This window comes from Streptomyces sp. NBC_00986 (assembly GCF_045162565.1).
GTDB lineage: Bacteria > Actinomycetota > Actinomycetes > Streptomycetales > Streptomycetaceae > Streptomyces.
Genome location: NZ_CP108733.1, coordinates 1,257,926 through 1,269,522, shown reverse-complemented (window position 1 = coordinate 1,269,522; position 11,597 = coordinate 1,257,926). Strand labels below are relative to the sequence as shown.

At 68.9% G+C, this 11,597-nt stretch carries 10 protein-coding genes; 4 read left to right on the top strand and 6 right to left on the bottom strand.

The window, feature by feature from the left end; all coding sequences use genetic code 11:
* Nucleotide 1: 1 nt before the first annotated feature.
* The 4 genes from OG504_RS05645 (at nt 2) to OG504_RS05630 (ending at nt 3,792) form a co-directional block, all read left to right on the top strand.
* Nucleotides 2-832 carry a 2-keto-4-pentenoate hydratase gene (locus OG504_RS05645; RefSeq protein ID WP_405988699.1) on the top strand — a complete coding sequence of 277 codons (831 nt, stop codon included), beginning with the start codon at nt 2-4 and terminating at the stop codon, nt 830-832.
* Complete coding sequence (locus OG504_RS05640) at nt 829-1,779, top strand: acetaldehyde dehydrogenase (acetylating) (protein WP_405988698.1); 951 nt, start codon at nt 829-831, stop codon at nt 1,777-1,779. Before OG504_RS05645 ends, OG504_RS05640 begins: the two co-directional genes overlap by 4 nt.
* Complete coding sequence (dmpG, locus tag OG504_RS05635) at nt 1,776-2,786, top strand: 4-hydroxy-2-oxovalerate aldolase (protein ID WP_405988697.1); 1,011 nt, start codon at nt 1,776-1,778, stop codon at nt 2,784-2,786. The genes OG504_RS05640 and dmpG overlap by 4 nt, the downstream gene beginning before the upstream one ends.
* Before the next feature lie 244 nt (nt 2,787-3,030).
* Nucleotides 3,031-3,792 (top strand): IclR family transcriptional regulator, encoded by a 762-nt coding sequence (locus OG504_RS05630; protein WP_405996261.1) that lies wholly within the window; start codon nt 3,031-3,033, stop codon nt 3,790-3,792.
* Nucleotides 3,793-3,805: 13 nt separating this feature from the next.
* Here OG504_RS05630 and OG504_RS05625 read toward each other — a convergent pair whose 3' ends face one another.
* From OG504_RS05625 to OG504_RS05600, 6 genes are all read right to left on the bottom strand, one after another.
* On the bottom strand, nt 3,806-4,705 hold the full coding sequence (locus OG504_RS05625) for an SDR family oxidoreductase (protein ID WP_405988696.1): 900 nt from the start codon (nt 4,703-4,705) through the stop codon (nt 3,806-3,808).
* Nucleotides 4,706-4,733: 28 nt separating this feature from the next.
* Nucleotides 4,734-5,477 (bottom strand): SDR family oxidoreductase, encoded by a 744-nt coding sequence (locus OG504_RS05620; RefSeq protein ID WP_405988695.1) that lies wholly within the window; start codon nt 5,475-5,477, stop codon nt 4,734-4,736.
* Nucleotides 5,470-6,195, bottom strand: a complete 726-nt coding sequence (locus tag OG504_RS05615; protein WP_405988694.1) for a TetR/AcrR family transcriptional regulator — start codon at nt 6,193-6,195, stop codon at nt 5,470-5,472. Before OG504_RS05615 ends, OG504_RS05620 begins: the two co-directional genes overlap by 8 nt.
* Nucleotides 6,196-6,342: 147 nt before the next feature.
* On the bottom strand, nt 6,343-7,641 hold the full coding sequence (locus tag OG504_RS05610) for a ThuA domain-containing protein (RefSeq protein WP_405988693.1): 1,299 nt from the start codon (nt 7,639-7,641) through the stop codon (nt 6,343-6,345).
* A 26-nt stretch (nt 7,642-7,667) separates the two neighbouring features.
* Complete coding sequence (locus OG504_RS05605) at nt 7,668-9,890, bottom strand: RICIN domain-containing protein (protein ID WP_405988692.1); 2,223 nt, start codon at nt 9,888-9,890, stop codon at nt 7,668-7,670.
* Nucleotides 9,891-9,944: 54 nt separating this feature from the next.
* Nucleotides 9,945-11,315, bottom strand: a complete 1,371-nt coding sequence (locus OG504_RS05600) for a lectin (RefSeq protein ID WP_405988691.1) — start codon at nt 11,313-11,315, stop codon at nt 9,945-9,947.
* Nucleotides 11,316-11,597: the final 282 nt, after the last annotated feature.

Sequence of the window (11,597 nt, the reverse complement as noted above, 5' to 3'; positions counted from 1 at the left end):
AATGACAGACGTTTGGGAACCGAGGGCCGTGGCGGACCGTGCGGCGGCCGTGTCCGAGGCGGTCGGACGGCTCACCCGCGCGGCCCGTGACCGTCAACCCTGCGCTCCCGTACGGGACTTGCTCGGCGCCACCGACATCAGCCTCGCCTACGCCGTCCAACAGCGCATCGTGGCCGACCGGATCGAGGCCGGAGCAACGGTCGTCGGCCGCAAGATCGGGCTGACCTCCGAGGCGGTACAGCGTCAAGTGGGCGTAGACCGGCCCGACTTCGGGGTGCTCCTCGCCGACATGGACGTCAGCGCACTGCCGGCCGTGCCGAGCGGACGGCTGCTGCAACCCAGGGTCGAGGCGGAGATCGCGTTCGTCCTCGCCGCCGACCTCGACGGCGACGATCTCGACATCGAGCGGGTCCGTTCCGCGGTCGCGTACGCCGTCGCCGCGCTGGAGATCGTGGACAGCCGGGTCGCCGAGTGGGACATCGCGATCACGGACACCGTCGCCGACAACGCGTCCAGCGGGTTGTTCGTACTCGGCGCCCAACAGGTCGAGTTGAAGGCGTTCGAACCCCGGGACGTGACGATGCGGCTCCACGCCGACGGGAAGCTCGCGTCGGAGGGGGACGGCACGGCCTGCCTCGGCGACCCGCTCGCCGCACTGCTGTGGCTGGCGCGCACCGCCCGGGAGTTCGGCGACCCTCTGCGGGCCGGTCAGGTCGTGCTCTCCGGCGCGCTCGGCCCGCTCGTCCCCACCCCGCCAGGAACCACCGTACGGGCCGAACTGACCGGCCTCGGCACGGTGTCCGCGACGTTCTCACCCAAGGACCGAGGATGACGAAGACCAAGGTGGCCGTCATCGGCTCCGGCAACATCGGAACCGACCTGATGATCAAGGTGCTACGGCTGTCCGAGACCCTGGAGATGGCCGCCATGGTGGGTATCGACCCGGACTCGGACGGCCTCGCCCGCGCCGCGCGCCTGAAGGTGCCCATCACGCACGAGGGCGTGGACGGGCTGATCCGGATGGACGGCTTCGACGACATCGGGATCGTCTTCGACGCCACGTCCGCGAAGGCGCACGTCGAGAACGCCAAGCGCCTTGCCCCGTACGGCAAACGGCTCATCGATCTCACGCCCGCCGCCATCGGCCCCTACGTCGTACCGCCGGTGAACCTCGACGAGCACCTCGCCAACGACGTCGACAACCTCAACCTGGTCACCTGCGGCGGCCAGGCCACCATCCCGATCGTGCACGCGGTCAGCCGGATCACACCCGTGCCCTACGCCGAGATCGTCGCGTCGATCGCCTCGAAGTCGGCCGGACCCGGCACCCGGGCCAACATCGACGAGTTCACCGAGACGACCTCCGCGGCGATCGAGAAGGTGGGCGGCGCGCGACGGGGCAAGGCGATCATCGTGCTCAACCCGGCCGAGCCGCCGCTGATCATGCGGGACACCGTGTACTGCCTGATCGGCGACGCGGACCACGAGGAGGTCCGGGCCTCGGTCGAGGGCATGGTGGACGCGGTCGCCGAGTACGTGCCCGGCTACCGGCTCAAGCAGCAGGTGCAGTTCACTCCGATCCCGGCCGGTGATCCGGTCCACACGCTCTTCAGCGGCGACGCCTCCGAGGTCACCACCAAGGTGTCCGTCTTCCTCGAAGTGGAGGGCGCCGCCCACTACTTGCCCGCCTACGCCGGCAACCTCGACATCATGACCTCGGCCGCCCTGCGGGTCGCCGAGCGCATCGCCCGGCGCTTCTCCACGGAGGTGACCCGGTGACCCCCAGGCTCTATGTGCAGGACGTCACCCTGCGGGACGGCATGCACGCCATCCGGCACCGGATCACGCCCGCGAACGTCGCCGCCATCAGCGCGGCCCTGGACCGGGCGGGCGTGGACGCCATCGAAGTCGCCCACGGCGACGGCCTGTCGGGCGGCAGCCTCAACTACGGCCCCGGCAGCAACACCGACTGGGAGTGGATCGAGGCGGCGGCCGGCGCCATCCACCGCGCGACGCTGACGTCCCTGCTGCTGCCCGGCATCGGCACCATCGCCGAACTCAAGCAGGCGTACTCCCTCGGCGTCCGCTCGGTCCGCGTCGCCACCCACTGCACCGAGGCCGACGTGGCGGCCCAGCACATCGCCACCGCCCGCGAACTCGGCATGGACGTCTCCGGCTTCCTGATGATGGCCCACATGACCGGCCCCGCCGAACTCGCCCGCCAGGCGCGGCTGATGGAGTCCTACGGCGCGCACTGCGTGTACGTCACCGACTCGGGCGGCCGGCTGACCATGGACGGCGTACGCGACCGCATCCGTGCCTACCGCGACGTGCTCGACCCGGACACCCAGATCGGCATCCACGCGCACGAGAACCTCTCCCTCTCGGTCGCCAACTCCGTCACGGCGGTGGAGGAAGGGGTGACGCGGGTGGACGCGTCCCTGGCCGGACAGGGCGCGGGCGCGGGCAACTGCCCGATCGAGCCGTTCGTCGCCGTCGCCAACCTCCTTGGCTGGGAACACGGTTGTGACCTGTTCGCCCTCCAGGACGCCGCCGACGACCTGGTCCGCCCGCTCCAGGACCGCCCGGTGCGCGTCGACCGGGAGACCCTGACCCTCGGCTACGCGGGCGCCTACTCCAGCTTCCTGCGGCACGCCGAGACGGCGGCCGGACAGTACGGCCTCGACGCGCGCACGATCCTTCAGGAGGTCGGCAGGCGGGGACTGGTCGGCGGGCAGGAGGACATGATCGTGGACATCGCGCTCGACCTGACACGCGGCTGCTGACCGCACGCCCACGCAGTGCCGCCTCCGGTCCGTGCACCGGGGGCGGCACTTTCGCGCATTGTTTAGACCGGACGTACCAATAAACTCGTGCACGCCTCTTGGCCGGTCTCCGACGCCGTTGATACGTTGACGGAGGCGCCGAACTAGAATTGATTTCAGTTTGAGCAGAGAGGCATTGACGATGACGTCTGCCCTTCGCCTGGACCCGCGATACGAGGCCGACCGGCATGCGCTGCCGCCGTCGATGATGGAGCGCGTGACGCTGATCATGGACCTCTTCGAGCGGCCCCAGACACACCTCACCCTCGAAGTGGTGTCCCGCCGGACCCACCTACCGCGCTCCACGACCCACCGGATCCTCGACCAACTGGTGCGCCTGGACTGGCTGCACCACACGGTCGCCGGGTACGCGCTGGGGCCGCGGGCGCTCGGTCTGGGCGGGCGGGAGATCGGGCACAGCACGCTGCGCGCGGCGGCAGCGCCCCAACTCCTCGACCTGGCGGTCCGGACGAAGATGGTCGTCCATCTCGCCGTGCTCGACGGCCCGGAGATCTACTACCTCGACAAGGTGGGTGGCCGTGCCGCGGTCGACATCCCCTCCCGGGTCGGCGGGCGCGCGGTCGCCCACTGCACCGGCCTCGGCAAGGCGATGCTGGCCTGGCTGAGTCCGGAGGAGATCGACGCCCGCTACCAGAAGGCGATGGAGTGCCGCACCTCGCACAGCATCGGCCGACTCGACCTCCTGCACCGGGAGTTGGGCACCGTACGCCGTCGTAGCGGACTCGCGATCGACCGGGGCGAGTGTTTCCCCGACCTCGGCTGCGTCGGCCTCGCCCTGCGCGGACCCGACGGCCCGGTCGGCGCGATCTCGGTCGTCGGCGACGGCCGCGCGCCACTGGAACTTGTCGCTCCGCTGGTCGTCAACGCCGTACGGGCCGTGTCCGAGGAGTTGTTCGGGGGCGGGGAGTCGTATCGGCGGGACGTGGCGGACGCGGTGACCTCGTAGACGGTCGGGTGGATCAGGCGGCCGCAGGGTGCACGGAGAGCAGGTCCGCGAGGTCGACGCGGGTCAGGAACTCGCGGCGGATGCGGTCGGCCACGACGGAGACCGCCTCGGAGCCGTCGTCGGACGGGTCGATGTGCACCCGGTACGGGCGCTGTCCGGACGGGAGCGCGACGATGCGGGCGATCTCGTCCGAGACCGACGAGGCGTCCGCGCCCTCGGGCTCCAACGCCGCGAGCTTCTCGGCGACTTGGCTCATCAGACCGGTGTATCGCGTCTCGTACTCCGCAGCCACCGCGTCGTCCGCGGGGTGCCCGGCGTGGGCGAAGTGGTTCGTGCCGCTGGTGAACGCACCGGGCACCACGATGGACGTCTCCACACCCCAACGGGCCAGCTCGGCCGCGTAGCTGACGGCGAGGGAGTCCATGGCGGCCTTGGCGGCGAAGTACGGCGCCAGATACGGCGGGGTGCCGCCCTTGACGCTCGAACTCGACACCCAGATCACCAGACCCCGGCCGGCCTTGCGCAGATGAGGCAGCGCGGCGCGGTTGACGCGCTGGGTGGAGAGGACGTTGACGTCGTACAGCTCGGCGAGCTGTACGGGCGTGAAGGCCTCGGCCGGTCCGGTGACCATGTGGCCGGCGTTGTGGATCAGGACGTCGATGCGGCCGTGTTCGGAGACGACCTGGTCGATCGCCGCGTCGACGGAGGACTGTGCGTTCACGTCGAGTTCCACGGAGCGCAGGTCGACGCCGTGTTCCTTGGCGTAGTCGGCGGCTGCCCGGACCTGGGGCGCGTTACGGGTGTCGGTCTGGCGCATGCCGGCGTAGACGGTGTTGCCCCGGCGCGCGAGAGTGCGGGCGGTGAGGGCGCCGAAGCCGCTGGAGGCGCCGGTGATCACGATGATGTTGTTCATGGGATTCACTCCTTGGGTGGGTGGAGGCTCAGGCCAGTCCGCCGTTGGCGTACAGCACCTGGCCGTTGATCCAGCGCGCCGGACCGGCCAGGAACGCCACCGACTCCGCGATGTCGTCCGGGGCGCCGAGGCGCTCCAGCGGGGCGGCCTTGGCGAGGTTCTGGACCGTCGCCTCGTCCTTGCCGTTGAGGAAGAGGGGTGTGGCGGTGGGGCCGGGGGCGACCGTGTTGACGGTGATGTCCTTGCCGCGCAGCTCGCGGGCCAGGACCAGGGTCATCGCCTCGACCGCGGCCTTGCTCGCCACATAGCCGCCGTACGTCGGGAACTTGGTGCGGGTGACGGTGGTGGAGAAGTTGATGATCGCGCCGCCGCTGCGCACCCGGCGGGCCGCCTGCTGGGAGACGACGAACGTGCCGCGGATGTTGGTGCGGTGCATGCGGTCGAGGTCGTCGAGATTCATGGTGGCGATGGGCGAAAGGACCATGATCCCGGCGGTGTTGACGACCACGTCGATGCCGCCGAACTCCGCCTCGACCGCGTCGAAGGCGGCGGCCATCTCCTGCTCGTCGGCCACGTCGCCGCCGACCGGGACGGCCCGGCCGCCGGCCGCGGTGATCGCGGCGACCGTCTCGTCGGCGCGGGACTTGTTGCCGGCGTAGTGCACGCCGACCGCGATGCCGTCCTTGGCGAGGCGCTCGGCGACCGCGCGGCCGATGCCGCCGGAGCCGCCGGTGACCAGGGCGACGCGGGTGGGGGTGTCGGTGTCAGTCATGGTGAGGGGCCTTCCGTGAGGTGGGGTGCTGCGGGGAGACGGGGATCTGCGTGAGCCACTGCCCGAGCAGGGCCGACTCCGCGGGGGTGAACGGTTCGGGGGTGAGATCGTCGAGGGACGAGAGCAGCGTGGTCGCGGCTGCGACGCGGGCGTCCGCGGCCGTGGTGTCCGCCGCGGGGTCGAGCAGGATCGCCTGGTGGATCGCGTCGCGGACCAGCCTCGACAGGCCGGAGTCCGGATACAGCGTGGGACGGGTGATCAGCGCCAGGGACACCCCGGTGTTGGCCGACATGACCATGCGTGCCGCGATCTCCGGTGCGACACGGAGACGGCCCTGCGCGGCGAGCCGCTCGAGGTCCCCGCGGAGGATGCGCATCGCTTCCTCCGCCGCCGCGGGTACGGAACGGAGCGCCGGGGCGAACATCAGCTTGTAGGCGTTGGGGTGCGCCAGTGCGAACGCGGTGTGGCTGTCCCAGCCGGCCCGGAGGTCCCGCAGTGGGTCGTCGGACTTCTCGGCGGCGCGCTTCGTCTCCAGGTACTGGTCCCAGACATGGTCGACCGTCGCCGCAAGCAGCCCGTCCTTGTCGCCGAACAGCCGGTACAGCACGGGCTGTTGGACTCCCGCCGCCTCGCACACCGCGCGCGTCGAGACGTCGCCGCTCGGCGACTGGGCGATCAGCTCCGCCGCCGCCTCGATTATCAGCGATCTCGTGTTCATGTAATCGACGATAACAGGAATTCGTATCGCTGACAACAGTTCTCTGTTAGCGGCGAAAACATGCCGACGGGAGCGGGGGAAACAAAGGGGCGCCTCCGCCGCATCGACACGCGATGCGGCGGAGACGCCCCTGGTCGCCGTGCAGGCTCAGGACTGCACGGCGAGCTGGAAGGCCTGCGCGGTGGAGCCGTCGCAGGTCCGTTGGGTGAGCTGGACACTGTTCGTCGCCGCCGTGGCGGCGGTCAGGCACTTGCCGCTGTGCCGGGCGACGAAGTGGTAGCGGCCGCTGGTCTCCTTCACGGGCTGCCACTGCTGGTTCGTGCCGCCGGAGTAGGCCCACAGCTGCAACGGCGCGTTGTCCGCCGTCGAGCGGTCGGTCACGTCGATGACCTGTGCGGGGTTGCCCCGCGCGGTGATCTCCATGTACCCGCTGTCCGTGGAGCGGAACTGGTACTGCTGCGCCGCCGTACCGTTGCAGGCGTACTGCTGGATCGCCGTCCCGTTGGCCGTTGCCGCCGAACGGGCGTCAATGCAGGTGCCGTTGCCGCCGTTCTGCACGGAGTACCAGGACGTCTCGGAGATCGGGGTGTCCGTCGGCGGCGTCGAAGTGTCGCCTCCGCCCAGCCACTTGAGCCCGTTCAGCAGGAACTGGTTCTGGGTCGCGCTCGCGAACGTCGACGACAGGCGGGTGTTGGTCGTGTAGTTCATCGCGTTGTGGCCGAAGTTCGCGTACAGCATCTTGTACTTCGTGTTGGTCCAGATGATCGGGTAGTACCCGCTGTACCAGGACTGGTTGGGATCCGTGCCGACCGGGAAGCTGCTCGGGTCGATCGACGCCAGGATCTTGATGTCCGGGTTCTGTCGCAGATCGTTGGACCAGCTGTACCACTCGCTGACCGACGAGGTGAACGTGGCCGGCAGGCTTGCGGTGGGCGGGATCGAATGGTCCTCCACCTTCAGGGTCACCGCCGTTGGACCCCAGGTGTTGGACACGAAGTTCCCCGAGCCGAGGAACGTGTTGTGGTACCAGGACCAGCTCGCCGCGTCCGTCGTGAAGGCGGAGACGTGGAAGCCCATGAAGCCGCCGCCACCCCTCATGTACGCCTCGAAACCGGTGCGTTGGGCGGACGTCTGCGGCAGGTCGTCGAGGAACAGGACGACTTGGTACGCGTTGACCCCGCCGTTGGCGAGCAGGTCCCAGTTGGTGCTGGACGTGTAGGTGTAGCCGTTCGCCGCGGCCTGCTGCGGGAACCAGACGTTCGCCTCCTTCTCGAAGTCGATGTGCGCCGCGTCGTACGTACCGCTGTAGAGGCCGAGAACCTTGAACGGCGTGGCCGCGGTGCTCGCGTGGGCTGCGGTCGGTGTCACCGCGAGGCCCATCAGCGTCGCGAGGAGGAGCAGGACCCGCAGGGCCGCGCGCGTGGAACCGGATCTGACGGTGTTCATCTTCTGATCGATCCTTTCCGTGCGGTCTACGGGTAGTTGGTCAAGTAGGCGACATTGGTACTGGAGTTGGACGGTCCGCCGGTGCTGTTGATGATGTGGCTGATCGTGCCGACTCCGCCCAGCGAGACGGTCACCATGTCGTGGAACTTGACCCCGGACACGCTCGGCACCTCGAAGGAATGGTCGGCGACCACGCTCGAATTGCTGCTGAAGTAGCAGTAGCTGCCAAGTCCCCATGCCTCGTGGCTGGTTACGTTGGCGGCGACCTTGTAGGCGGGGTAGCCCTTGCCGGAGCCGTTCATCCAGGAGGCCTGGTTCGGCGGGTCGTAGGGCATCTCGTTCTGGAAGAAGTACGTTCTGCCGCCGTTGCCGTTCCAGACGACCTGGGTCTTCTGGAAGTGCTCGACGAAGAGGCCGTACGCCGTCACGTTGGCGCCGTTGACGATCAGCCCGGTGTCAGCCGTGTTGGTGGTCCAGCCGACCGTGCCGCTGTTGCCGTGGTCGGCCCGCCAGATCCAGGTGTGGTCGATGATCGTGTTGGCGCTGTTGATGACAAGGGAGTTGGTGGCCTTGCCGACGGTCGCGCCGCCGATGCGGACGAAGACATCGGACAACTGCGTCGGGTCGGACGCGTGGGTCGCCGTCGAGCCGGACGGGCCGATCTGCACCAGGGTGGCCGAGTTGGTGGTGCCCGCGTCGATCAGCAGGCCCGCCAGCTCGATGCCGTCCACGTCGGCGGTGGAGATCGCGGTGATCCCGCCGTCCGGTACGAAGGTGGCCAGGCCCATGCCCAGCACGACCGTGTCGGGGCGGGTGATGTTGAGCGTCTGGTTGAGGTGGTAGACGCCCGGGGTGACCAGGAGGTTCTTGCCGGCCGCGAGCGCGGTGTTCATGTCGGCCGCGGTGGCACCGGGCTTGACGATGTAGAACTGGTCGATCGGCAGGGACTTGCCCGCCGGGGTCTTCCCGCTCCACGTCGTACCCACGGCGTTGGACTGCAGCCCGGGCACGAACACCTGGTAGGCGCCCGCGCTGTCGACGTACAGGAAGGGCTTCTCGCGGATCGTCGGGGAGCTGGCGACGTTGGTGTACGTCGGGAAGGACTGGGCGGGTGCGCCCTGGTCGCCGACGAAGACCATGTTCCAGTTGGAGCCGGACCAACTGCCCATCGTGGAGTTCCGGGTGAGGAACTGCTGCTGCGAGCCGGACTGGATCTGGCCGTCGACCTTGGTGTCGGAGATGAAGCCGCCGCTGGACCAACCACCGTCGTCCAGCGCGAGGTTGCCGCGCACGTGCATGCGCCGGTACGGGGCGGCCTGTGAGACGGCCCAACGGTCGGTGCCACCAGTGGGGTTGACCGACAGGTTCTCGGCGTCGCGCCAGAAGTTCTGGGTCGCGTTGCCCTGGAACCAGTCGGCCTCCGCGTGCACCGCGCCGTTGATGGTCACGTCGTCCGGCGAGAAGCCGAGACCGGCGACCTGCGTGTAGAAGCCGACGTTGGCGTTCGCGCTGTACGTGCCCGGCTTGAACAGCAGGGCCTGGCGGGCCGAGCCGAACTGGTTGGTCTGCTGCTGGTTGAAGACCGAGTCCAGCTTGGACTGGATGCTGGACGCCGACATCGACGGGTCGAACACCGTCACGTTGGGGCCGAAGTCGGGGGTCCCCGGCGGGTTCGTCGAGACGCTGCCGAGCGTGAAGGACTGTGCGGCCGTGCCGTTGCAGGTGTACTGCGCCAACTGCACGCTGTCCGCGGTGGATGCGCTCGGCACGTCCAGGCACTTGCCGCTGTTGCGGTTGACGAAGTGGTAGGCGCCGTCGGCCTCGGCGACCGGCAGCCACTGCTGGTTTGCGCCGCTGGAGTACGTCCACAGCTGGATGAGCGCGGAGTCGGCGGTCGAGACGCCGGTGACGTCCCAGGCCTCGGCCGCGTTCAGGTTGCTGTTCACCCGGTAGTAGCCGCTGTCGGTGGCGACCAACTGCCAGTTCTGCGCGGTGCTTCCGTTGCACGTGTACTGCTGGACGGCGGTGCCGTCGGCACTCGCGGCCGAGCGGGCGTCGACGCACTTGCCGCTGCCCTTGTTGACCACGGTCGTGTACCCGGTCGGGATCGCGGCGGCTGCCGTGTTCGCCGCGCTCGCCGAGGCCTGCGTGGCGAACTCGATTCCGGTCACGGTGGTCGCCACGAGCGCGACCGCCGTGAGCGCTCTCGGTATGGCGTGGCGGCCGGTCAGTCTCTTCCGTCTGAGCACGGATTCTCCTGTGGTGATGGGGGGTTGGGGAGAAAAGGTCGGAGGGGGCGGCGGTCAGCCGGTGTACTGGGCGAAGATGCTGGTGAACTGCCAGTTGCTCTGGCTCACGCCCGAGCACGTGTCGTCGTTCGGGTAGGCGCCCGAGCAGGGACGGTCACGGTTGGCCGACCAGAACGTCAGCCGCGCGAGGTGGTGCGTCTGCGCGTAGCCGAGGATGGTCTGGAAGTCGGCGGTGGTGACGGTCTCGTTGTTGTCGGTGATGCCGTTCATGGACGAGATGCCCATGTCCCGGTAGGCCGCGTCGTCGCTGTAGCCGTACGCGTTCTTCAGCGCGGTCTTGAGGCCCTCGGCGGCCCGCTGGGTGAGCGTGCCCATGTTCTGGCCCGCGCCGCCGAAGTCGAACGGCATGATCGTCCACGCGTCCACGGTCAGTCCGGAGGACGCGGCCCGGTTGATGAGGCTCGTGTCGGGACCGCTCTGGCCGGTGCCGATGGTGACGTACACCTTGATGCCGGGGTTGTTGGCCTTGACGGTCTTCAGCGCGTCCACGGTCCGCTGCTGCACCGTCCCGTTGCTGTACGCGTCGGCCTCGATGTCGATGTCGATGGCCTTGAGGGAGTAGGCGCTGATGACCTTCTGGTAGGCCGCCGCCAGCTCACTCGCGCTGGAGCAGGAGCTCTCCAGCTTGTTGCCGCTGTAGCCGCCGAAGGACGGGACGACATCGCCGCCGTTGGCCCGCACGGTGTTGATGGTCGACTGGTCGACCCCGCCGGTCAGCGCGCGGCCGCCGTCCCACTGCGGGTTGCAGTAGCCGTTGCTCAGGACGAACGCCAGCGTGAACCACTTCACGCCGGTCGCGTTCATGACAGTCGTGGGGCTGGGCGGGTTTCCCCAGCCGTTGTACAGGTACGGGGCCACGGCCATCGGTGCGGTCGTGGGCGGGGTCGTGCCGCCCGATGCGGGCGCGGTCCACTTCTGGTTGGCGGCGCCGGAGCAGGTCCAGATCTGGGTGCGGGTGCCGTTGGCCGTGGAACTGCCGGTGACGTCCAGGCACTTGTTCGCGGCCGGGTTCACGATGTCGCGCGCGGCGCTGACCGTCCACTGCTGGTTGGCGCTGCCGCCGCACGTCCACAGCTGGAGCTGGGCGCCGTTGGCCGTCGAATTGCCGGTGACGTCAAGGCACTTGCCGAGGGCTCTGATGGTTCCGTCGGAGCCGACCGTCCACTGCTGGGCGGCCGTTCCGTTGCAGTCGTAGATCTGTACGGCCGTGCCGTCGGCGGAACTCGCGCCGGCGACGTCGAGACACTTGCCGCCGAGGCCGGTGATGGTGCCGGTCGCGGCCGAGGCGGAGGGGGCTGCGAGGGTGCCGACGGCGGTGAGGCCGAGGGAGAGGGCGAGGGCGCAGCGCAGGGCGAGGCGTTGCATGACGAGGGGGCCTTTCGTCCTGGGTGGGGGGTGGACGCCGCCGGCTTGAAGGGCGGTGAGAGGTGAACACGAGTGTTCACATATGTGAGCGTGGAATGCATTCATGGGAGGTCTGTTGGCTGGTGAACCTAAAGGTCTGCACCAAAGCCGTCAAGAGGTGCGACCGGAGAAGTCCCGCCCGTCATGGCTGAGTTGAGAAGTTGTAGGCGAAGGAAAAGAAATCACCAGGACCATTGAGTGGCCGGTTCTCACAGGTCACACTGTGCGAGATTCGTGATGATC